17 protein-coding genes and 1 pseudogene are annotated in these 22,223 nt (G+C 61.8%); 1 reads left to right on the top strand and 17 read right to left on the bottom strand.

The window, feature by feature from the left end; genetic code table 11:
* Nucleotides 1-20: 20 nt before the first annotated feature.
* The 6 genes from GR212_RS22115 to GR212_RS22090 all read right to left on the bottom strand — a co-directional run bounded on the left by GR212_RS22115 (nucleotide 21) and on the right by GR212_RS22090 (nucleotide 9,004).
* The gene (locus tag GR212_RS22115; protein ID WP_163989443.1) at nucleotides 21-1,217 is read right to left on the bottom strand and encodes an acyl-CoA dehydrogenase family protein; all 1,197 of its coding nucleotides are present in this window, start codon (nucleotides 1,215-1,217) and stop codon (nucleotides 21-23) included.
* The gene (locus GR212_RS22110) at nucleotides 1,214-1,996 is read right to left on the bottom strand and encodes an acetoacetate decarboxylase (protein ID WP_163989441.1); all 783 of its coding nucleotides are present in this window, start codon (nucleotides 1,994-1,996) and stop codon (nucleotides 1,214-1,216) included. Before GR212_RS22110 ends, GR212_RS22115 begins: the two co-directional genes overlap by 4 nt.
* A 22-nt stretch (nucleotides 1,997-2,018) precedes the next feature.
* A complete protein-coding gene (locus GR212_RS22105) occupies nucleotides 2,019-3,239 on the bottom strand; it encodes a CaiB/BaiF CoA transferase family protein (RefSeq protein WP_163989439.1) in 1,221 nt (406 codons plus the stop codon).
* Nucleotides 3,240-3,339: 100 nt separating this feature from the next.
* Entirely contained in the window at nucleotides 3,340-4,143 is an 804-nt protein-coding gene (locus GR212_RS22100; protein ID WP_163989437.1) for an enoyl-CoA hydratase/isomerase family protein, read from the bottom strand.
* A gap of 304 nt (nucleotides 4,144-4,447) precedes the next feature.
* Entirely contained in the window at nucleotides 4,448-7,453 is a 3,006-nt protein-coding gene (locus GR212_RS22095) for an AAA family ATPase (protein ID WP_163989435.1), read from the bottom strand.
* Nucleotides 7,454-7,468: 15 nt separating this feature from the next.
* Nucleotides 7,469-9,004, bottom strand: a complete 1,536-nt coding sequence (locus GR212_RS22090; protein WP_163989433.1) for a helix-turn-helix transcriptional regulator — start codon at nucleotides 9,002-9,004, stop codon at nucleotides 7,469-7,471.
* 550 nt (nucleotides 9,005-9,554) lie between these two features.
* Between GR212_RS22090 and GR212_RS22085 the strand changes: the two genes are divergently transcribed.
* On the top strand, nucleotides 9,555-9,962 hold the full coding sequence (locus tag GR212_RS22085; protein WP_163989431.1) for a MucR family transcriptional regulator: 408 nt from the start codon (nucleotides 9,555-9,557) through the stop codon (nucleotides 9,960-9,962).
* A gap of 28 nt (nucleotides 9,963-9,990) precedes the next feature.
* Here the strand turns inward: GR212_RS22085 and cyoD are convergent, their stop codons facing one another.
* From cyoD to GR212_RS22035, 11 genes and pseudogenes are all read right to left on the bottom strand, one after another.
* Nucleotides 9,991-10,380, bottom strand: a complete 390-nt coding sequence (gene cyoD, locus GR212_RS22080; RefSeq protein ID WP_163989428.1) for a cytochrome o ubiquinol oxidase subunit IV — start codon at nucleotides 10,378-10,380, stop codon at nucleotides 9,991-9,993.
* A complete protein-coding gene (gene cyoC / locus GR212_RS37185; protein WP_348643507.1) occupies nucleotides 10,377-11,087 on the bottom strand; it encodes a cytochrome o ubiquinol oxidase subunit III in 711 nt (236 codons plus the stop codon). Before cyoC ends, cyoD begins: the two co-directional genes overlap by 4 nt.
* Nucleotides 11,082-13,052: pseudogene (gene cyoB, locus GR212_RS22075) on the bottom strand (cytochrome o ubiquinol oxidase subunit I); the annotation flags it as partial. The gene cyoC and the pseudogene cyoB, both read right to left, overlap by 6 nt.
* 3 nt (nucleotides 13,053-13,055) lie before the next feature.
* On the bottom strand, nucleotides 13,056-13,949 hold the full coding sequence (gene cyoA, locus GR212_RS22070; RefSeq protein ID WP_163989425.1) for a ubiquinol oxidase subunit II: 894 nt from the start codon (nucleotides 13,947-13,949) through the stop codon (nucleotides 13,056-13,058).
* Between the two features lie 530 nt (nucleotides 13,950-14,479).
* A complete protein-coding gene (locus tag GR212_RS22065; RefSeq protein ID WP_163989673.1) occupies nucleotides 14,480-16,786 on the bottom strand; it encodes an FdhF/YdeP family oxidoreductase in 2,307 nt (768 codons plus the stop codon).
* A 90-nt stretch (nucleotides 16,787-16,876) separates the two neighbouring features.
* On the bottom strand, nucleotides 16,877-18,514 hold the full coding sequence (locus GR212_RS22060; protein WP_163989423.1) for a Na+/H+ antiporter: 1,638 nt from the start codon (nucleotides 18,512-18,514) through the stop codon (nucleotides 16,877-16,879).
* 119 nt (nucleotides 18,515-18,633) lie between these two features.
* The gene (locus GR212_RS22055) at nucleotides 18,634-19,311 is read right to left on the bottom strand and encodes an NrsF family protein (protein WP_204326704.1); all 678 of its coding nucleotides are present in this window, start codon (nucleotides 19,309-19,311) and stop codon (nucleotides 18,634-18,636) included.
* On the bottom strand, nucleotides 19,311-19,913 hold the full coding sequence (locus GR212_RS22050; protein ID WP_163989419.1) for a sigma-70 family RNA polymerase sigma factor: 603 nt from the start codon (nucleotides 19,911-19,913) through the stop codon (nucleotides 19,311-19,313). The genes GR212_RS22055 and GR212_RS22050 overlap by 1 nt, the downstream gene beginning before the upstream one ends.
* On the bottom strand, nucleotides 19,910-20,422 hold the full coding sequence (locus GR212_RS22045) for a DoxX family protein (protein WP_163989417.1): 513 nt from the start codon (nucleotides 20,420-20,422) through the stop codon (nucleotides 19,910-19,912). The genes GR212_RS22050 and GR212_RS22045 overlap by 4 nt, the downstream gene beginning before the upstream one ends.
* Nucleotides 20,419-21,231 (bottom strand): HvfC/BufC N-terminal domain-containing protein, encoded by an 813-nt coding sequence (locus GR212_RS22040; protein WP_348643502.1) that lies wholly within the window; start codon nucleotides 21,229-21,231, stop codon nucleotides 20,419-20,421. Before GR212_RS22040 ends, GR212_RS22045 begins: the two co-directional genes overlap by 4 nt.
* Entirely contained in the window at nucleotides 21,231-22,208 is a 978-nt protein-coding gene (locus tag GR212_RS22035; protein WP_163989415.1) for a hypothetical protein, read from the bottom strand. The genes GR212_RS22040 and GR212_RS22035 overlap by 1 nt, the downstream gene beginning before the upstream one ends.
* Nucleotides 22,209-22,223 lie beyond the last annotated feature (15 nt).

The following is a 22,223-nucleotide window of genomic DNA, read 5'->3' as shown; positions in this document are numbered from 1 at the left end:
TTGGTCCTTCGGATCTGCGGTTAAACAAATGCACTGAAGCCGCTGACCGCCTTGCCGACGATCAGCGAGTTCATTTCGCGCGTACCTTCATAGGAATAGAGCGCCTCGGAATCGGCGAAGAAGCGTGCGACGTTGTAGTCGAGCACGATGCCGTTGCCGCCGAGAATTTCTCGCGCCCAGGCGACGGTCTCCCGCATTCGCACGGTGCAGAATGCCTTTGCCAACGAGGCATGCTGGTCCAGCAGCTTGCCCTGGTCCTGCAACTGCGCGAGCCGGACGACCATGCATTGCGAGGCGGTGATGTTGCCGAGCATTTTCGCCAGCAGGTCCTGGATCAGCTGGAATGAGGCGATGGGCTTGCCGAACTGCTCGCGGGTCTGGGCATAGTGCAGCGCATGTTCATAGGCGCCCATGCTGCAACCCACGGCCTCCCACGCGACATATTGCCGTGTCAGCTTCAGAACTCGCGCCGTATCCCGGAACGAGCGGTCGCCCTGCAGGCGGTTCTCTTCGGGCACGCGGCAATTATCGAGCGTGATGACGCCGTTCTGCACGACGCGCAGCGCAATCTTGTGCTCGATCTTCTCGACCGAGAAACCAGGCGTCGTCTTGTTCTCGACGACGAATCCCTTGACCTGGTCGTCGTCGACATCGCGGGCCCAGATAATCGACAGGTCGCACCAGGGCGCATTGCCGATCCAGCGTTTCTGGCCGTTGAGAACCCAGGTGTCGCCCTCGCGCTTGGCCGTCGTCAGAAGCCCGCCGCCGGTGCCGGAGCCGACGAGTGGTTCCGTCAGGCCGAAGCAGCCGATCTGCTCCATGCGGGCCATGGCAGGCAGCCAGCGCTGTTTCTGCTCTTCCGAGCCGCCGAGATAGATCGACCCCATGGCAAGACCGCTGTGAACGCCATAGAAGGTGGCGATCGAGGAATCGACGCGAGCGATTTCCATGGCGACGAAACCATCGAGCAACGTGCTGCCGCCAGGGCAGCCATAGCCCTCAAATCCGATCCCGACGATGCCGAGGTCGCGGATCCCGGGAATGAGTTCGAAGGGGAAAGCGTCCTCGGCCCAGTATTTGTTGATGACGGGCGCAACCGTCGTCTCCATGAAGGAGCGGACACCTTTCAGGAGCGTCTGCTCGGCATCGCTCAGCAGCTCATGGATCATGTAGAAGTCGCTGTCGCAGGCAGGAAGCGGCTTTCGATCGGCGGTCATGACGGTCTCCCGGAGGCATGTGATGAGGAAAGGGTTGGCTGCGGTGCCAGGTAATCGTGGACGACCTCGCCGCCGGCGATGGTCAAATCGGTGAGGATATGTATCGCGGAGACGACTTCGAGGACGGGCAGCTTGGCGACGGGCGCAAAGCAGTGCGGATGCAGTTCGAGGGAGGCGGGACCGGTCCAGGCGCCCTTCACGGTGACGTCGGAGACGTGGTATTTGACCAGCTCGCAAATGCGGGCCGAACCATCGACATGCGGCAGGATCTTGAGCAGAAAGCCGGGTGCGGCAAGCGTCTTTTCGACCGCCTTGGGATCGAGAGCGTTGTACTTGTACGCCATCGTCGCGGTAGCGACGCGCACGCCGTTGTAGTCGAGCGTTCCCACCAGCGCGTCGTTGCGGACTTCCAGTTTCGGCTGGGCCAGGACTTTCGGAAATCCCAGCAGTTCGCGGCCGGAGGCGATACCGGCTTCGCTATCGAGATACATGGCATGGGTGTAGCCGCCGGCTGCTCCCTGGAAGCTGACGGGGATGACCTGACCGGACTCCGTATAAGAGCCGAGGCCGCTTGAATCGGGCATCTTGATGAATTCATACTTGACGATCGGCTCGACCGGCATCAGCGGCGCGGGAACGATCTTGGCGAGCGCGTCGGGATCGGTCCGATACGCGATGATGATGAATTCGCGATCGACAAACCGGAAGGGCGGCTTCGGATAGGCCGGGCTTGCGATCGGCATCGCATAGGCGGAATTGCGGACTTCGTCTTCTGTCATGGTGTTCTCCGGCGGTCTCGGGTCAATCCTGGAAGCGCGCCACAGCGCCGGTTTCGTTGAGGTGCTCGATGTCGGTGTCGTTGAAACCCAGTTCTTTCAGGATTTCGGCGGCATGTTCGCTGAGTGCCGGGGCCGGCCGTGGCTTGACCTTCTCGGTTCCAAGAATCTGGATCGGGCTGCTGACGGTGCGCGTGGTCGACTTGCCCGGTATGTCGAGCGGTACGACGATGTCATTGGCGGCTAGCTGCGGATCGTTGATGATCTCATGGGCGACCTGCACCACGCCGAAGATGACGCGGTTGGCAGTCAGCACGTCTTTCCAGTCCGCCAATGGCCGGCTCGCGAAGACGGGGTCGAGGATATCGACCAGCGCGGCGGCATTTTCGGCGCGCTTGTTGTCGGCAAAACGCGGATCGTCGAGCAGGTCCTGTTTGCCGATCGCCTTGGCGAAGCTCGGCCAGTCCTTCCTCTGCGCGGCGACGAGCAGGATCCACCGCCCATCGGAGGTCTGGTATGGATTGAGCAGCGCGTTGGGCGGGTTCTTGCGATCATGCTGCGGGAAGAAGTGCGCGCCGTTCAGGCCGCCCTCGACCCATGCGGCCGCCGCCCAGATGCCGTTTGCGATCAATGAGGTCGAGACGTGGCTGCCTTTGCCTGTCGTGGAGCGGACATAGAGCGCGGTGACGATTGCGGCATACAGCGTTGTTGCCGTCGCATGATCGCCGATGCCCGGGATGGGCAGCGTCGGCGGGCTGCCGGCGTCGTGGGTTACTTCCATCAACCCGGATCGCGCCCAGTAAGCCGTCACGTCGAAGCCGGGCGTATCCGCTTCCGGACCTTCGGAACCGTAGCCGGTGATATCGGCATAGATCAGCCTTGGATTGAGCGGTGAAAGCATCTCGTAGGTGACGCCGAGGGCCGCCTTCACCCGCGGCGGGAAATTGACCACGATGACATCGGCCCAGCGCACAAGCCGTTCGAGAACCTCTCTGGATTCGCCGGCTTTAAGATTGATCGCGATGCTGCGCTTGTTCCGGTTGGTGAGCTGCCACGCGTAGTTGACGTCGCTGACCGGATTGGGGGGCGTTTGCGAGAAATAGCGGTAGACGTCCCCGGTTTCCGGCGGCTCCACCTTGATGACGTCGGCGCCGAAATCAGCGAGGATCGTGGTCGCGGCCGGCCCGGCGATGTAGCTCGCAAGATCGAGGACCTTCAGTCCGGAGAAGATGTAACTGCCGTTCATGAGCTTCATTCCTGTATGCGGGCCTGTATGCGGGAAAGATCGATGGTCGCGGCGGCACCGGGAGCCGTTCCGGGGAAGTGGGAGGAGCTGCCCGAGAACATCATCGTCCCTCGAACTTTGGCTGGCGTTTTTCCAGGAAGGCGGCGACGCCCTCCTTCTTGTCCTCGGTGGCGGCGCATAGCGCAAAAAGCTTGCCCTCGAGCGCCAAGCCCTCCTGCAGCGAGCCATCGAGGCCGCGATTGACCGCTTCGATGGCAAAGCCGATGGCAAGCGCCGAGTTTCTGGTGATGTCCGCCAGCAGGGCCTCCGCCCTTGCGATCAGTTCGGCAGGTTCGACGACGGCGTTGACGAGGCCGATCCGATGAGCCTCCTCCGCCGGGATCATCGCGCCGGTGAGGATGAGCTGCATCGCGCGGCCTTTGCCGATCAGGCGAGCCAGCCGCTGCGTTCCGCCGAAACCGGGAATAAGGCCCAGCCTGATTTCGGGCTGGCCGAATTGCGCGTGGGCCGTGGCGATACGGAGCGTGCAGGCCATCGCCGTTTCGCAGCCGCCGCCGAGCGCCAGGCCGTTTACGGCGGCGATCACCGGCTTGCCGAGGTCTTCGATGAGGTTGAGCAGCTCCTGGCCGGCGCGCGTCTGGCGCTCGGCGTCGATGGGGGTCGCCTTGGCCAGTTCGGTGATGTCGGCGCCGGCGATGAAAGCTCGATCGCCGGCGCCGGTGAGGATGACGCCGCGGACCTCGGCGTCATCTCGGGCATCTTCGAACGCCTTTTTCAGCTCCCGGATCGTCCTTTGGCTGAGGGCGTTCATTACTTCGGGACGGTTCAACGTCACGTAGGCGGTCGTATCCCGCTTCTCGTAGAGGATGGTTTCGAAAGGTGCCGGAGGAGAAATTTGCGTCATCGGATCGAACATTCCTCATTTTTGACGACGCACCCGATAGCCTTGGGCGTGCCGTCAGGAGATCGGGGCCTGGGCCGCTGTCGCGAATCTCGCGCGAAGGCGGCAGCCCTGACTAATTTCAGTGGATGAGCGCGGAAAACTTCCGTCCCTTGGGCACTCGGTCGATGTCAATGTGCCCCTTGCGGCCCCTCAACTCTATCCCCCGGTTGGGGGTGAAGGCGCCACGTTTTGGGGGATGGGGAAGATGAAGCCCTTTGCCTGCGGAGGCACGGCCGACCGCAGGCAGCCGGGCCTCCTGCGGGCTTTATTCCACCAGCGCCAACCGTGCGGAAGCGCTCAATTCGGTGGATTTCGCGGCGTTTTCCGCATCGTCGAGCGCCGCATAGGCGGCGGCGGCAGTCTCATGCACCTGCCATGTCGCAAGCGGCGTTTCAAAACCTTTGCTGACGTCAAGTGCGGAGGCGACGTGACGCAGGCTTTCGGCCGGCGCGCCACGGGCAATGGCGACCCGCGCCAGCGCGTCCCAGGCCAAAGCGCGCCAAGTTCGCTCGTCTGTCTGCTCCGCCAAGCCCACCAGCTCCTCGGCATGCTCCTGTGCCGCAACAACGTTGCCTTCGGCAAGCGAGAGGTTTACCCAGCCGAATTCCATCGCAAGCCGCCAATACCAGTCCAGCAGGACGGCCTGCCTGTTCATTTCGTCTTCGGCCGCGGTCAGATAGCCACGAGCGGCGGCATGATGTCCAACTGCGATTTCGGCAAGCGCGCACAAAACAAGCGATAGCCGGCGCTCGATCGGCAGCATGTCGGCGATGGCGGGATCGGCGACCTGTTGTTCCCTGACGGCGTCGGCGATGACGCGGCATGTGTCGAAGACGGCGTCCACCTTGCCGGTGAAGAGATAGACGAGCGCACGATAGACTTTCAGGCCGCGCGACTCGCTATGGTTGCCGTTTGCCTCGTATCTAGCGACCGCCTCGTCGAAGGCTGCGAGCGAACCGGCGAAATCGCCGAGAAACAGCAGGCAGACCGGCACCCCGATATCATGCATCCAGAGCGCGCGCGGAATATCCGGCTCGTCGCGGTAATTGGCATGATCGATGATGTATTGATAGTCGACGCGCAGGCTTTGACAGACTTCCCGGTAGCGTGACGCAAAGACACCGATCATGCCGAAATCGATCATCGCGCGCGCGGTGGTAAGGCTTTCGCCCTCGGCTCTCAGGAACGCAACCGTCTCCTCGCAAAGACGCACATCCTCACCGTTCCAGCCGTCTATCCAGATGCGGCGGATCAGGACGTTGAGCCGGGTGAGCGCGCGTACCGTCGGGCTCTGCTGGCGCGCGCTCAACGCCTCGATGTCTTTGAGAAGACGAAGGCATAACGCCTTGTCCCGCCAGCTTGCGACCTGCGCCTGGCGCAGCAGGCAGCGCGCCTGCATATCGACGTCTCCCAGCTCTGTTGCCCGCCTGAGCAACGCGGCATGGGCCTCTGCGGCACGACGATCATGGGTTGCGACATAGATGGCCGCACGGCGATCCAGAAATTCGATTTCCGTCGCGGCCTTTATTTCCGCAGGCAGGCCCGCCGTCAGATCGTCGGCGCGATCAAGCATCGCCAGCGCGTCGCTGTAGGCGAAGCGGCGGATGGCGATGCGCAACGCTATGCGGAAATATGTCAGAGCCTTCTGCCACTCGGCTGCTCTCGCGAAATGACCGGCAAGCTCTCCCGCAACCGGATCCCGCTCATCCGGCGGGTAGACGGCTTCCAGCCGGCTGCCGATCGCCGCATGAAGCCGCGAAAGGCGGGCAGGACCCAACAGGTCATAGAGAACCTGGCGGTAGATGTCATGCCGGAAGCGATATTGCCGCAACTGCCGGCCGCCCGGCAGCAGGCGCAAGCCGTCGTGCTGAATGAACAACATGCGGCGGCAGAGGCTTTCGCATGCATCCTCGAAGGCATAGAAATCGAGATCCGTGGCGGCCACGGCGACCGACGCGCAGAATTGAAGGCCAGTGACGCTCGCAGCCTCCAGGATTTGTCTCTCGGTCTCGGGAAGCCATTCGAAGCGCGTTTCGATCAGCCGGCCAAGCGTCGGCGGCGTCTCGCGCTTGATGCTTTCGGCCGGCGTCTGCAGATGCCAGGAGCCATCCGGCCTTCGTGCCACGAGACCACGTTCTGCAAGATGATCGAGCGTGGCCTGCATGAACAGCGGATTGCCGCCGGACCATTCCCGAAGGAGATGTGCGAATGCCTTCGAGGCGTTCGCGTGCGGATCGTCACCGATAAATGCCGCGACCGCGCTTTCGGTCAGTGGTTGCAAGGCGATTTCCGAACCGTAGCGGTTCAACACGAGATCATGCACCAGGCCGCGCAACGGATGGCGGCCGTCCACGTCTTCGGGCCTGTACGTGGCGATGATCAGCAGCCTTGCCGAAGACCGCCGGCGCGATATGGCGGAGAGAAAATCGAGCGTCGCGTAATCGGACCAATGAATGTTTTCGAGGACAAGGATGATGGTGCGCTGCGAGGCGAGACGCTCCAGCAATTCGCAACCTTCGCGCAACATGCGTTCCCGCCCGGAGACGGCCAGGAGCGGCTGCAGGGCAAGGCGCTGTTCGTGGGAAACATGCGCCGGCATCTGCACCGCCCAGCTCGGCGCAAGCGTTATCAGCGAGCGCAGGACGGTTGTTCCAAGCGCTCCCGTGCAGAGCCCCGCAAGCGCTTCCAATATCGGATAGTAGGGTTCGGTTCCGGCAAGTCCTTCGACGCACTGTCCGAAGCCCACGACGGGACTGGAGGATACGGAAAGCTGCGCAAGGAATTTCCGCACGACCGTCGATTTCCCGAGGCCTGGCTCGCCGCTGAGAAACACGAGCTGCAAACTGCCGGATTGTGCTTGCCGAAATCTGGACATCAGGGCTTCAAGCGGCGTGTCGCGCCCGACAAACAATGGATCGCCCGACTGCGAAGCCTCCAGAGGAAATGCCGAAACGTCGCCGATGGAGCCGATGAAGCGATATCCGCGACCGCGCACGGTTTCGATGAAACGCGGCTTCTCCGAGCGATCGTGGAGTGCGTTGCGGATGGCCAGGATATGGGTTTTTACCACCTCGGGCTGGACATGCACGCCCTGCCATAGCGCATCGAGCAATTCGTCGGAGCCGATCGCGCGTCCTTTGTTGGCCAGAAGATATCGCAATAGCTGGAATGTCTTCGGCGGCAGGTCCAGGCGCTCGTTTTCGCCCGGCACATCGGTGCGCCACAAGCACTCATTCGAAAGATCGATCCGGAAGGACGGCAGATCGGCCATGCGGCGCAGCTCCCCTCATTGCGTAGAGACTATAAGTAAACCGAGTGCGTCGGCCCGTGCTACGGCTTCGGCCCGTGTTTTTACCGCGAGCTTCGAAAAAATTCGCTTGATATGCGATTTTACGGTTTCCGGCGCAATTTTCAGCGACTGTGCAATCCGTTTGTTGGATAAACCCTGACTGACGAGCCTGAGAATGTCCTGCTCGCGCGTGCTGAGGCAATCGTAGCTCTTGGGTTTTGATTTTGATTTCGAGGGGACAGGCGCAACAGTGTCGCCATGGCTGATGAGGCCGCCGGCATAGACCAGGATGTCTGCCGCATCGCCTCCCGGCTTCAGCGCGTTTTCATAGACGCGCCGCACGATCCCGCCGACTGCCGTTCCTTCATCAATGAAGATCTGGAAGAGGCCGAGAATAGCGCCGAGCCGCAGGGCTCTGAGAACCAGAGTTTCGGCTTGCGCGGGACGGCCGAGCATTTCGAGCGCGGCGGCCTTCTGCAATCCCAATCGCAAGGCCAGAAGAAGGTCGTGGCGTTGAATGGCTTCCGCATGCAGTCGTTGCAGCTCGGCGAGCGCCGCCGCCGCCTGTTCCGCTGCGAGATCCAGACGAACATGGGCGATATCCCGATGGCGCCTGATGGTGATGGCGGGTTCGCTTCCCCGCGGTTCGAACCCGGCTGCAAAGCGATCAAGCCGGGCGGCGTACAGCTCTGCTTCCTTGGCACGCCCGGCGCGCAGAAGCAGGTTCAGGCGCTCCTCGAAACAGGCCGCGATCAGCCGGCTCCACCCGCGCTTCTGGCCGATGGTTTCTGCCTGTCGCAGGAGCAGCAGAGCGAAATCGTATTGTTCTCTTTGCGCGGCAATGCGGGAGAGAATGAAGTGGGTTCGCCAGACGCTGTCGAGCAGGCCTGTCGCCTTGATCGTCTCCAGCCGGCGGAGGAGCAGTTCCTCGGCCTCCTCCAGAAGCCCCTCTTCGTAAAGCGCCTGCGCCGCGACGCTTGCGGCCAGTGCGGCAAGCGCAGGCTCCGGCCTGTCGAGCCGCTCCGCAAGACCGAGCGCCTCCATTGCCGTCCGACGGGCGGCCGACAAGCGCAGTTGCTGCAGCTCGATCGCCGCGTCGACGATCAGAGACAGAATGTCCGCCGGCATGCGATGTCCCGCAAGCGCCGTATTCCGCCCGCCCCAGACGGACGCATCGACATGGCCGAGATGCCCGAGTTGCCAATGCGCGAACCGGCAGAGTGCCGCTGCGGCGGCGTTGTCGGTATGTGATGCGTTCTTTCCAAGAAGGGCGGAGGCGGTGGCGAAGGCAGCATGGCAACTGTCTTGCATGGCAAGCGCCATCGTCCGAAGCAGACCGACGTCCTTCCTGAACACATCGGCTTTGCCCGGGCGCAGATGGACGAGCGCGCGCTCGATCCTGGCGATCAGCTCGAGCCCTTCATCGATGCGCAACTGCGAAAGCAGACGTCGTGCGCGCCAGATGCTGCGCCCGATATGGATCGACGGCACGGTTTCCGTTTCCGTGTCGGGCCGGCCAAGTTGTTTCACCATGAAGAAGACCTGGTCGCTGTCGGCTACGGCGGGGTCTTCGTCCGCGGATCGTCGTTCGGCTGAAGGCGTCGGATGCTGCCGCAATGTACCATGGTCTTTCCGAGAGCCGGGAGCTTGCTGCCGAATGGATGAGAGATCGATCTCACTATCCAGTCTGGTCGAGCCGCCGCCGTCTCTCATATCGTGGTCGTGGGTCACAGCGGATGCGAACTCCGGCTGCCGTGAATCTATCGAAACGGCAGACTAGCACCGGCCACGCCCCCCGGTCGTGATGCCAAGGTAATGGTCGGGTAATGTTTCGGTGTTCTTCCGGTAATCATGGCATGCCATGCAGCCGTGACGCGCTTCCGGTCGCTTCTCCCCCTATGTTTTTGCCGGGATTCCCCCGGAAGGGGGATTGAGAATGACGGCGTCCGGAGACACCATCGATATAACGGGAGAGTGTTCATGCCAAGCAGACATATTGCCGGCATGGCGTAGAGCGGCGCAGCCTGCCACCGTGGTTCATATTCGTCCCCAAGTTCGCATTCCACCACATGGAGAGCCGCCGATGGCGAAGGGAAGCGATCTGACGGAGCTGACAACATGGATCGTGGCGAGTTTCGTCGCCAACAACCGGATAACGACTGAGGAAATACCTGCCTTGATAGCATCCACGCATGCGGCGCTGCTGCGTGTGCAGGGGGAGGACGAATTGCGGCCGCTTCAACCGTCCCCAGCCGTTGCGATCGAGGAATCCGTCACATACGATCACATCGTCTGCCTGAACGACGGCCGCAAGCTGAAGTCCCTGAAGCGCTACATCAAGCGCAAATATGCGCTGACGCCCGAGAAATACCGGGAGATGTGGCATCTTCCAGACGATTATCCGATGGTTGCTCCGGCTTACAGCGAATACCGATCGCGAATTGCCAAGGGCAAGCGCGCGATCGGCGATGATGCCGGTCATGCCGGCTGATGTAAGGCGGAAATGGCTTGGGCCGGCTTCAGAACGGCATGGCGATCGGTTGGTCCATCGGCATCATGTTCTGGCTCACATTCGCCATGATCCATAGCGATCCGGCGAGGATCAGGAACACGATCAGGATGCCGAACGCCAGCGCAAGGACGTTATTGGTATTATCCGGCCCGGTCGTGATGTGCAGGAAGAAGACCAGTTGCACCCCCATCTGGGCGATCGCGAGGACGAACAGTCCGATCGGGATGCCGGGGCCCCAGAGCACGCCCGCCGACGCCACCCAGAAGGAAATGCCTGTCAGCGCCAGAGACAGCACGAGCCCGATGGCATAGGTGGTGAAGCCGGAGAGAAAGCTATCGCTTTCCTCGCCGGGGGCGGCATCACCGTGGGGCAGGGGAGAGGAGTGAGGATCGCTCATGACAATGTTCCGAACAGATAGACGACGGTGAAAACGGCCACCCAGATGATATCCAGCGCGTGCCAGAACAGGCTGAAACACATCAGGCGGCGCAGAATATTGGGCTGGAAGCCCCGAACCGAGAGCTGCACCGTCAGGATGGTCAGCCACACGAGGCCGGAGGCGACGTGGAGGCCATGGCAGCCGACGATGGCGAAGAAGCTGGACAGGAAAGCGGATCGCCCAGGGCCGGCGCCCTGCGCAATCAAGTCGCTGAACTCATGGAGCTCGATTCCGAGGAAGATGAGACCGAGGAGCCCGGTGACCACGAGGAAGATCCGGGTGAGCCCGGCATGACCCCTTCGGGAGGCAAGCGTGGCGAGGCCGCAGGTGAAGCTCGACAGCACAAGACAGACGGTTTCGACGCCGACCGTGGAGACGCGGAACAGCTCCATGCCGCCCGGTCCGCCGTTCGTCGCCTTGTGCAGGACGGCATAGGCGGCGAACAGGGCCGAGAACATGATGATGTCGGATAAGAGGAAGAGCCAGAAACCGAAGCCGGCGACGATGCGCTTGTCGGTGGGCGCCCATGGCGGTTGAGTACCGTCATCGTCCGCACCGCCCCTATGGCCCAGGCGATTGGGATCGGCCTTGCTGGTGCCGGCCGCAACCTCGAGGGACGTTGCAATCTGCCTGTTGTCGGCCCTGAGGAGAGCTTGCGTACGCACTTCCCGCCGCTCGCGATCAAGCCGGGCAACGTCCGTCGCGGAAATCATGTGCTCCGCCTCCCGCCGCCACGAGAATTCGACAACTGCCGCGAAGCTGCCCACCAGCCCCACCACGGCCAGCCACCAGATATGCCATATGAGAGCAAAGCCCGCGATGGAGGCGAAGAAGGCGACGATAATGCCGATCGGCGTGTTCATCGGCAGATAGATCGGCCGATAATCGGGTTCCGCGGTCAGCTGCTGCTGCGCGATCGCCCGTTGCTTGATCCCCCAATAGGCTTCCTCGCCATGGACATTCGGCAGCACTGCGAAGTTGAACGCCGGCGGCGGGGATGTGGTCGCCCATTCGAGCGACCGGCCGTCCCAGGGATCGCCCGCCTCATCGCGCAGGCTCTGTCTGTTGCGAATGGATACCACGAGCTGGGCCACCTGGCACAGCACGCCGCAGAGGATCAGCAGCGCGCCGGCCAGCGCAACCACCATGTAAGGCTGCCAGGTCGGATCATCATAGTACTGCATGCGCCGCGTCGCGCCCATGAGACCGAGCATATAGAGCGGCATGAAGGCGAGATAGAAGCCGATAAGCCAGCACCAGAAGGCAGCCTTGCCGAGGCCATCATGGAGGCGAAACCCGAAGGCCTTCGGAAACCAGTAGTTATATGCGGCGAAGATACCGAACACGACGCCGCCGATAATGACATTGTGAAAATGGGCGATGAGAAACAGAGAGTTATGCAGCTGGAAGTCCACCGGCGGGACTGCAAGCAGAACACCGGTCATGCCGCCGATGACGAAGGTGACCATGAAGCCGATCGACCAGAGCATCGGCACCTCGAACCGCACCCGACCGCCATACATCGTAAACAGCCAGTTGAAGATTTTCGCGCCGGTAGGAACCGCGATAATCATCGTCATGATACCGAAGAAGCCGTTCACATCGGCGCTGGCGCCCATGGTGAAGAAATGATGCAGCCATACCATGCAGGACAGGATGCAGATGGCCATCGTGGCGATCACCATGGTCCGATAGCCGAACAGCGGTTTGCCGGAGAAGGTGGAAACGACTTCGGAATAGACGCCGAAGGCGGGAAGGATGAGGATGTAGACCTCGGGATGCCCCCAAATCCAGATGAGATTCACGAACATCATGGCGCTGCCGCCGCCGTCATTGGTGAAGAAATGGAAGCCCAGATACCGATCCAACGTCAGCATCGCCAGAGTGGCGGTGAGGACCGGAAACACGGCGATGATGACGAGATTCGCGGCCAGCGCCGTCCAGCAGAAAACGGGCATCCGCGTGAGCGTCATGCCGGGCGCACGCAGCTTCAGGATCGTCGTCACCAGGTTTATGCCCGACATCAGCGTTCCGATGCCGGCGATCTGGACGGACCAGAGATAATAGTCGACGCCGACGTCGGGAGAAAACTGAAGCTCGCTCAACGGAGGATAGACGAGCCATCCGGTCCTTGCGAAATTGCCGATGAAGAGACTGACATTGATCAGCAGCGCGCCCGTCGCCGTCAGCCAGAAGCTTGCGGAATTCAGCGTCGGGAACGCGACGTCGCGGATGCCGAGCTGGAGCGGGACGACGAAATTCATCAGGCCCACCACCAGCGGCATGGCCACGAAGAAGATCATGATCGCCCCATGGGCGGAGAAGATCTGGTTATAGTGATCCGGTGGCAGATACCCTTCGCCAGGGCCTGTCGCCACGGCCATGTGGGATCGCATGAGCAGAGCATCGGAGAAGCCGCGCAGCAGCATGATCAGCCCGAGCAGGCAATACATGACGCCGATGCGCTTGTGGTCGACGGATGTGATCCATTCCTCCCAGAGATAGGGAAGATATCCTTTCAAGACGATCCATGCGAGCACGGACACGATGACGAGGATGACAACCAGCGAGGTGAACAGCGGAAGCGGTTCGGTGAAGGGAATAGCGTTCCAGGTGAGTCTGCCGAACATGCGTCACTTACCTCTGCATAGGGGGTCTATTGCGGCCATAAAGGCGGTATCGTTGTCGGAGCGCGGGGTCGTGGATGCCGAAAGCTTCATTCCGACGATGGCGTCGAAAAGGCCGGGGTCGATGCCATCGTAGACGGTCGGCGCCACGCGCTGGCTCGGCCTGGCAAGTTCAAGATAGCTTTCGGCATTCAGGGGATGGTTCTTGCCGCGCGCGGCCGAGGCCCAGGCTTCGAACTCCTGCTGCGGAACGGCATCGACAGTAAAGCGCATCGCCGAGAAGCCGTCGCCGCTGAACTGCGCGGACAGTCCGCGAAACTGGCCCGGATGGTCCGCAAGCAGGTTGAGCCGTGTCGTCATTCCCGGCATGGTGTAGATCTGGCTGCCGAGCTGGGGAACGAAGAAATTGTTCATGACGGTGGCCGACGTCAATTTCAGGGAGATCGGCGTGCCCGCCGGCACCACCATGTGGTTGACGCTTGCCACACCCTGTTCGGGGTAGAGAAAGAGCCACTTCCAATCGAGAGAGACGACTTCGATCGTCAGCGTCTTTGCATCGGCCCGGATCGGTCTCGGCGGATCGAGGTCGTGGCTGCCGATCCAGGCGATGCCTCCCAGCAGCAGGATCACCATTGCGGGTATCGACCAGACGACGATCTCTATCTTGCCCGAATAGCTCCAGTCCGGGGCATAGCGTGCCGCCGAATTGGAGGCCCGGTACCACCAGGCGACGCCGAGCGTTGCGACGATGACCGGTATGACGATGGCAAGCATGATGCCGACCGAGTTGAGAAGGATGGTCTTCTCGGCGGCCGTTATCGGACCATGCGGGTCGAGGACGCCACCTCGCGTACAGCCTGTCGCCAGCAGACAGGCGGCGACCCATGCAGCACGGGCCATCGAACGGCCAATCGTCCGCAGCCCGTCGTTCGAACGCTCATGGCCATACGGCGATAATCTGCGCCATGACCGTGGAACACTATTCTTGGCAAGATGACGTCTGGATGGCGTTGGCAAGAATATCCCTCCGGTCATGCGCTAGGACACACATCTTTCCCGAGGCGGATTCCCATCCGTCAGAAGGCCTCGCCGGAAATATTGTTGAGCCAGAACTGATGTTCGCCACCAGGGCGACCGCATAATGGGTATGTCCCGTCGCGATGGATTGATAGAAGTTTCATGCGCCGAATTGATCCTGATTGCGCTTGTCGCACATGACCGTGATCCCGCGTGGAAGAATACCGAAGTTACCTCCGGCCGTTTGGTAAGGAAAATCTTACCGGCTTGCGAAGTCAGTGCGGGATCATACGCAGAAGCCCGCCAGATGGCGGGCTTCCGGTAACGGTGTGAGCAGGCTTGGTCCCTAGGGACAGCCCACCGTCGTGTCCTCGAGCGCTATGCCGGCCAATCGGCGAGGCGCGTTTCCGGTCCTATTGATCGGCGGATTTGACGACGCGGACCGGCACCCCCTTGTAGGCAGGTGTGCCCGACTTCCTGTCATAGTGGCTGAGAGCCACCACGACGTTCAGTTCTGGATAGTAGCCAGCGATCGCACCGGAAGGAATGTCGTATTCGACGGCCGTGAAACCGCGCGCCGATTTTTGCGGCATGGCAATATCCGCCGGTTCGGCGAGGGCGTGGAGGTCGATCCTGTCACCTTCCGCAAGCCCCCTTGCGGCAAGGTCGTCGCGGTTCATGAGGACGATGTCGCGGCGCCCGAACACGCCGCGATAGCGATCGTCGAGGCTGTAGACCGTCGTATTGTATTGATCGTGGCTGCGGATCGTCATCAGGACGAGTGCATCGGGTGCGCGCAGCCGGGGGTCTTCATCGATGCCTTGGCAGGTAAGGAAGGTAGCCTTGCCGTCTGCCGTATTCCAGTGCCGCTGCGAGGCGGCGACCGTCAGGCGGAAACCGCCCTTGACGCGCACGCGCGCATTGAAATCCCGAAAGTCCGGAAACACGATCTCGATCTTGTCGCGAATGCGGTCATAATTCGCGACAAGTCCCTCCCAGTCTATTCCGTGGCGCGTGCCCAGCGTTGCCCTGGCGATGCCGGCAATGATGGCAGGCTCCGAGCGCAGCGCCTCGCTGGGTGGCTTCAGGAAGCCGCGCGAGGCATGAACCATGGACATGGAGTCCTCGACCGTCACGACCTGCGGTCCTTCTTTCTGGATGTCCAGGTCGGTGCGGCCCAGGACCGGGAGAATGAGCGAGGTCCTGGCGGTCATCAGATGCGACCTGTTGAGCTTGGTCGAGAGATGGACCGCGAGTTCGAGCTTGCGCATGCCGGCGAAGGTCGCCTCCGGATCGGCCATCGCCACGGCGAAATTGCCGCCGAGCGCAATAAACGCTTTCGAGCGGCCATCTATGATTGCTTCCACGGCTTCGACGGCATTGTGCCCCTTTGCATCGGATGGGCGAAAGCCGAAGGCTTTCTCCATTCCGTCCAGCAGCGCCTTGTTCGGAATTTCCGTAATGCCGACCGTACGGTCGCCCTGGACGTTGGAATGGCCGCGGATCGGTGCGATCCCTGCTCCCTGCCGGCCGATATTGCCTCGCAGAAGCAGGAGATTGGCAAGCTGCTGCACATTGCTGGTGCCTGTGCGGTGCTGTGTGAGGCCCATGCCATAGCAGGCGATGACGTTCTTGGCGCCGAGATAGACGTCGACGGCGCTTTCGATCGCTTGCCGCGTCAGGCCGGAGATCTTGAGGATCGGCTCCCAATCGGTCGCCTCGGCATCCGCCTTCAACTCTTCGATACCGACGGTATGCTCGGCGATGAAAGCGCGGTCGAGTAGGCCTTCCCGGCCTGCCGCGATATCCGCGGCATCCCGCTCGAAGATCGATTTCATCATTCCCTTCAGCACGGCGAGATCGCCGCCCGCCCGAACCTGATGATAGGCCGAAGCAATCGGCGTCGATGAGAACGTCACCATTTCGATCGGATTTTGCGGCGCCGCAAATCGTTCGAGCGCGCGTTCCTTCAGCGGATTGAAGACGACGATCGGTACGCCGCGCCGGGCTGCATCGTGCAGCGTCGTCATCATCCGCGGATGATTGGTCCCCGGATTGTGCCCGAAGCTGAAGATGGCATCGGCATGGTCGAAATCCTCGAGCGTCACGGTCGCCTTGCCGACGCCGATCGATTCCGGCAGGCCGACGCTGGTTGCCTCGTGGCACATGTTCGAGCAGTCGGGAAAATTATTCGTCCCGTAAGCCCGCACGAAAAGCTGATAGAGGAAGGCCGCCTCGTTCGAGGCGCGTCCGGACGTATAGAACTCCGCCATGTTCGGATCGGGCAATGCGTTCAGCTCCTGCCCGATCAAGGCGAAGGCCTCATCCCATTCGATGGGGCGGTAGTGATCCGTTTCGGCCTCGTAGACCATCGGATGGGTGAGGCGCCCCTGATCTTCCAGCTGATGGTCCGACCATGTCCAGAGCTCGGACACGGAATGCTGCTCGAAGAATTCGGGCGGAACCCGTTTTGCCGTGGATTCCCAGGTGATCGCCTTGGCGCCGTTCTCGCAGAATTCGAAGGAAGACGTATGCTTCGGGTCAGGCCATGCACAGCCCGGGCAATCGAAGCCCTCCGGCTGGTTCGCCCTCAGCAGCATGGCGGAACCCTGGGCCACGACCTGTTGATGTTTCAACGTCTTGGCAACGGCTCGCAGAGCGCCCCATCCACCAGCCGGTTCGTTGTAGGTCCTTATGCCCTCGGGGCGGTCTTTTTCCATTGCCATGGCCTCGCTTCTGGTGATGATCCCACCGTTTAAAGGGGATACTGTTTTCGACGGCCGCGCCGGCACGATGCGCCGGAGATGCCGTCACAGAGTGCTGAACCGCGATTCGAGCAGGTCGACTTCGCGGATCAGCTGGCTAGTAAGCTCTTCAGGCAGATTGTTGTCGTGGGCGACCCGATAAAGCTCGGCCCGCTCGGCGCGTATGGCGATCAGGTGCAATTCGCGCTCGATCTCGCTCATGCTTCGCGCGAGGTCGGTATTCGTGCCCGTCTTGATGCGGTTCTCCAGCCTTTGCCGATAGAGCTCCATGACGCGGGCGGCGATCTCCATTTGAAGATCCACGGGCCGCTGGCTGGGCGGCATGTTCTGCAGGCGCTGTTCGATCGCCTCGATTGCCGCGCGGGCGGCGGCAATGCGCGCATCGTCTTCCTCGCGTTGGCGCATCGGTTCCGGCAGCGCCGTCACGCCGGCCAGGACATATGGCAGGCCCAGATTTGCGGCGATCAGAGATACGACGATCACACCGGCGGCGAGGAAGATCGCCAGATCGCGGGCAGGGAAGGGTGAGCCGTCGTTCAACGTCAGAGGCAATGCGAACACGCCGGCCAGCGTGACCGCGCCTCTCACCCCGGCCAGCGAGGCCGCCGCGACCACGCGCCAGGTGGGCGTCTGAAAACGCTCGTCACTGTCCTGCCTGCGAAGAAGCATCAGGCCGAGCGTGCCCCACACCCAGAGCGCCCGCAGCACCAGGAGGGCCAGAACGATAGCGAGAACATAGCCGATCAGCCAGAGTTGCCCGGCATGGTCGGTCTCCTGCACGACGTCGGCGGCTCCGGAAACGATCGTCGGCAACTGCTCTCCAAGCAGCACGAAAATGACGCCGTTGCCCGCAAATTGCAGCGCGTTCCACACGGCGGTGCGCTGGAGGCGCGTCGTGGCCGACGCACGTCCCGCCAGCTCCTCGTAGCTCATGACGATGCCGGAGGCGACCGCGGCGAGAATGCCAGACGCTTCGACGCGTTCGGCAAGGATATATGCGCCGAACGGGATCAGCAGGCTGATCAGAATCTGCGACCCGGTCTCCTCGCCGAAGCGCCGCGATGCCCAATCCTTACCCCGCGTCGCCAGAAAGGCGACGAGCGTGCCGATGCAGATGCCGCCGGTGGCGACCCACAGAAACGCGCCGAAAGCCTGGGTGATGGAAAAATAACCGGTTGCGGCGGCGGCGATGGCAAAACGCATGCACACCAGGCCGGAAGCATCGTTCAGCAGCGATTCCCCTTCCAGAATGTGAACCAGCCGTTTGGCAACGGGTACGCGGGCGACGATGGCCGATACCGCGACGGCGTCCGTCGGCGAAATAGCCGAGGCAAGCGCGAAGGCGACCGCAAGAGGCATGGCCGGAATCATCCAGTGAATGAAGTATCCGGCCCCGATGACCGTGAAGATCACCAGCCCGAATGCAAGCGCGGCAATGGTTCCCTTGTCGCGCAGCAGGCCATCCTTCGGGGTCCGCCAGCCGTCGAGAAACAGCAGCGGCGCCAGGAAGAGCAGGAAGGTGCTGGGATCGAGATGAACTTGGAAATCGAAAACGGAGGCAATCAAGGCGCCGAGGGCGATCTGCACGAACGGCAGCGGCAGGACGAAGGGTGACATGCGCGCCAGAATGCTGCTCGCCACAACGGACGCAATAAGAAGCAAACTGACGGTAAAGGCGTCCAAAGCTCACTCCGTTGATGAAAGACGGTCTCTGCGGATGGCCCGCAGCCACGCATCGCAATTGCGCGCATCGCTGGGAAATCCGAAGAAGTATCTTATGGGCAGGGGGGCGGACATTGTCGTCATCGCTGCCGGTGCCTCGAAAAAACAACGCGCCCGGCATTGCGTCGAGAAATGCTGCGACCGTAGACGGCCGCCGCCAGGACCAGCAGAACCGCCGTTCCCAAATTCCAGCCGAGCACCATGATCGTCGCATCCAGCGGATGAAACATCGAAAGCGCCGAGGAGGCGATACCGGCGACTGCCAGGCTGCCCATCAGCGCCGCCGAAACTGGTCGCAGCAGCACCACATGGCGCAACATGACCACCATCAGCAGGGACAGCGGCACGCTCGTGACAATGAGCGTTAGCAAGCAACCGGAAGCAGCCTCCACGGTCACGGCGCCGGGCGGAAGCGCCACCCATCCGGCAAGACACTGGTAGCCGATATTCGACATCCACAGCAGAAGGGGAGGAAGTGGCAAGAACAGCCAGAGGCGAGACTTGTCGGGAAGGCTTGTCATGAAGGCTGCGATCGCCGCGAGAATGCCGGTTACCAGAGAGGACAGCACACCGATCATGAAGCCGGTCTCCGCCATCCGCTCCGCAAACCGGGGCCGAACACCGTGCAGGGCGATGAGCAGGCCCATGAGAGCAGCAGCCACGCATAACCAGAGGGCCGCCCTCAACAACGGCGGCCGAAGCGGCCTGACCGGTGCGATATTGTCTGCGAGAGAGCGGATGAGATCGGCGGTCTCCATCAATGTCCACCACGATCCAGCAGCACCTTGCGAAGGCTCTTCAAGGCGCGGTGGGTGGCCACCTTCAGCGAGGGGATGGACATGCCGCTCTCCGTTGCAGCCTCCCTCAGCGACATTTCCTTCAGTTTGAGCATGCTTATGGCCTGCCGCTGCGCAGGAGGAAGATTGCCGATCGCACCTTCAAGAGGAAGCCTGTTCGCAGTCTCTTCGATATTCTCCGTCGTTGCAACGGCATCGTGTTCCTGCGTCAGCGGAAATTCGTGGGCGCGCTGGCGGCATTGACGGCGCAGCCGGTCGAATGCGCGGCGATTGGCGATGCCCACGAGCCAGGGTCCGAATGGCCGGGATGGGTCATAGGTTTCTCGTACCGAGTGTATGGTCAGCAGAATGTCCTGCACGGTGTCCTCGACATCCCGTGGATCCCGATGATACTTGCCGGCAAGCGAGCGTAGATAGGGCGTGATCTCCTGCAACAGGCGCAAGTATGAGGCCGCATCGCCGCCTTGGGCGCGCGCCATGAGCATGGTCCAGTCGAATCCGTTGTATCTGTCCGAACGCTCGGCCACGATCAGTTTCGGCCTATCGTCAAGCTCCTCGCTCATGTAGTCCCGCCCTGAACGGTCGAGCGCGAGAAGAAGCGATAGATCAGGTAGTCAAGCGAAAGCACGCCGGGGCCAAGCGCCATGATGGCAAGTGCTATCGCGGCCCAGTAGAGGTGAAAATTCACCCATCCGTCCGGAAACACCAGCTGTATGACACCTGTCATGATGAGCAGCGCGAGAGCTGCGAAGCGCGTGGCAAAGCCGGCGAAAAGAAGTATCGGCAAGGTGATCTCGGCAAGCCCGACCAGATAGGCGACAACATCGGGGGCAGGGAAGCCATAGAGATTGCCGAGAATGTGAAGCTTGAACTGCTCCTCGAACAGATACTGCGTACCGATCGAAAGCGACAGAAAGCCATCCCATCGGGTCAAGCCGGAGCGAAGGAAGGGGAGTGCAAGTGCGATCCGCAGGATCGGCGGAGCGACCGACGAGCCGATGAGACCGATCAGGGCCGCGATGCGAAGGATCAAGCCGCGCAGGCCGCCGGGCGAATATTGAAAGGCCGTCATGATGCTTGCCTCGGCTGGCTGTGTTGAGCAGTTGCGATGTCGAAGGCGATGAAGGCGTGCGCGGTCATCAAACCGGAAAGGCAGCTTGACAGATCGAATCCTCTTTCGTCCGTCATGGCTCGCTTCATGGCCTCCATCATCGTAAATCCCTCGGCCAGGGCCTCGATGAAATCGGCGCCGCCGGGCGGGAGCGATCTGATCTCGACGTTTGTGCCGGAGCGAAGGACGAAGGCATCCTCGCCGCCCGCTTCCATGTCGACTTCCCGAGGCATCGCATCGCCGATGTTCATCTGCCAGATCGTCAGCGCGGGAAAGGCCGAACGCACGATCCGCCAGGAGGGATGAAGCGTGACGCGGAGCTCTGGAAAATCCATTGCGCTGATCTTAGCAAAGGCCGCCGCTTCCAATGGTGCGATGTCAGCCGAATGATAGGCCTCGACCCATGCGCGTTCGATCCGCGCGACGTCGCTCAGATAGGGAAGGCTCGTCACCGGCTCGAAACTTTGGAGGAAGGTCGGAAACCCCTTTCCGTAGTCGAGCATGATGGGTGAGCTTGGCGGCTCGATGGCGACATAGATTCGGCCCATGGCGAGGAAGAATTCCTCGCCTACGATGCGGGCAACCGCCGGAAAGGCGTCCTTCAGCGTCGCTGTGAGGCCGACGACGACGTTGTTGCGATAGACATTGAACCGCTTCCGGCTCGGACGGCCATCCGGGCCGACCAGCCCTTCCGGCACGGATCGCTCCGGATCGAGCAGGGCGCAGGCGAAAGCATGTTGCCTTTCGCCCAGGGACGGCATTTCGGGCATCAGCCATCCCCTCTTGAAACGACGTTCGTCCAGAGGCGACGCAGGCTTTCCAGGCCACCGGCCGTCGAGCTCCACAGCGTCGCGTCACCGACCAGCAGATCGCCGCCGAAAACGCCGGGCCGCGATTGCAGCAAGGCGTCGAAGGTGGATCGTCCGTCGCGTGTGAAAGGATGCGGCGGAGCGGCAAGGTCGATGGATTGGCGAACAAGCACATCCATCTTCCCTGCGGCATCTCCAATGCTCACGAAGTGCGGCAGGTGGGGATGAAGATTGAACGTCGGCACGTCCGAAAGCAGTCCTAGCCGGTCCAGGTCATGCTCGACCTTGATCGGGCTGGGCGATCCATCCGGCTCGGACGCCGGATGCAGCCCGAAGCGGTTTTCGATTGGCAGGCCAAGTCCCGCAAGCAGGGTCCGCGCGAAGCCGCCAAAACGCTGTTGGGGAGGAATGGTGCGATCGCCATGATGGAGGAAATGCTCCGTCTGGATCTCCGTCCGCTCCTCCTGCGCCACATCGTCCACGTCGCCGATGTCGTGATGCGGGCAGACGAAGAGCAGATTGCCGGGTTTTGCCAGGAAGGATCGAACCGCCTCGATCTCCTCGGCGCCTGCCTGCTGATGGGTTCGCAGCGAATCGAAGCTGATGATGATGAGCGTATCGATCGCCTCGAGCGTCTTGTCGTCGATCCGCACGACACTTCCCGCGTCGCCGCCGCGTTCGATCTCCAGTACGGCCTGACCGGTCGTGGCCGCCGCGTGCTCGACAAAGGCGACAAAGTTCTTTTTGAGGATTTGATCGAGGAAGCCTGCAATGCCCTGATCGAATTGTGCGGGGTCGGACAGTTCCTCGAAATGCGGGTAGAGGATCCTGCGGCTTTCGAAGAGCGCCGGAAAGCGGTTCTCGATGATTTCCAGGGGAGCGGCAGTTTCGCTTGCCCGATCCCAGGCGTAGTAGACGCCAATCCTGTGGCTGGTCATGTGTAAACCCTCGCG

Origin of the sequence: Martinezella lusitana (assembly GCF_010668395.1) — a bacterium.
Lineage (GTDB): Bacteria > Pseudomonadota > Alphaproteobacteria > Rhizobiales > Rhizobiaceae > Rhizobium > Rhizobium lusitanum_A.
Note: the sequence above shows the minus strand (reverse complement) of the source record. Positions and strands in the feature narration are given on the sequence as shown.

Excerpts from the sequence above, each read along its gene's own strand:
- GR212_RS22105 (WP_163989439.1), bottom strand. The coding sequence starts at position 3,239 with ATGAACGGCAGTTACATCTTCTCCGGACTGAAGGTCCTCGATCTTGCG.
- GR212_RS22085 (WP_163989431.1), top strand. The coding sequence starts at position 9,555 with ATGGCGAAGGGAAGCGATCTGACGGAGCTGACAACATGGATCGTGGCG.
- GR212_RS22100 (WP_163989437.1), bottom strand. The coding sequence starts at position 4,143 with ATGACGCAAATTTCTCCTCCGGCACCTTTCGAAACCATCCTCTACGAG.
- GR212_RS22035 (WP_163989415.1), bottom strand. The coding sequence starts at position 22,208 with ATGACCAGCCACAGGATTGGCGTCTACTACGCCTGGGATCGGGCAAGC.
- cyoD (WP_163989428.1), bottom strand. The coding sequence starts at position 10,380 with ATGAGCGATCCTCACTCCTCTCCCCTGCCCCACGGTGATGCCGCCCCC.
- GR212_RS22050 (WP_163989419.1), bottom strand. The coding sequence starts at position 19,913 with ATGAGCGAGGAGCTTGACGATAGGCCGAAACTGATCGTGGCCGAGCGT.
- GR212_RS22090 (WP_163989433.1), bottom strand. The coding sequence starts at position 9,004 with ATGGTGAAACAACTTGGCCGGCCCGACACGGAAACGGAAACCGTGCCG.
- GR212_RS22110 (WP_163989441.1), bottom strand. The coding sequence starts at position 1,996 with ATGACAGAAGACGAAGTCCGCAATTCCGCCTATGCGATGCCGATCGCA.
- cyoA (WP_163989425.1), bottom strand. The coding sequence starts at position 13,949 with ATGGCCCGTGCTGCATGGGTCGCCGCCTGTCTGCTGGCGACAGGCTGT.
- GR212_RS22065 (WP_163989673.1), bottom strand. The coding sequence starts at position 16,786 with ATGGAAAAAGACCGCCCCGAGGGCATAAGGACCTACAACGAACCGGCT.
- GR212_RS22055 (WP_204326704.1), bottom strand. The coding sequence starts at position 19,311 with ATGGAGACCGCCGATCTCATCCGCTCTCTCGCAGACAATATCGCACCG.
- GR212_RS22040 (WP_348643502.1), bottom strand. The coding sequence starts at position 21,231 with ATGCCCGAAATGCCGTCCCTGGGCGAAAGGCAACATGCTTTCGCCTGC.
- GR212_RS22045 (WP_163989417.1), bottom strand. The coding sequence starts at position 20,422 with ATGACGGCCTTTCAATATTCGCCCGGCGGCCTGCGCGGCTTGATCCTT.
- GR212_RS22095 (WP_163989435.1), bottom strand. The coding sequence starts at position 7,453 with ATGGCCGATCTGCCGTCCTTCCGGATCGATCTTTCGAATGAGTGCTTG.
- GR212_RS22115 (WP_163989443.1), bottom strand. The coding sequence starts at position 1,217 with ATGACCGCCGATCGAAAGCCGCTTCCTGCCTGCGACAGCGACTTCTAC.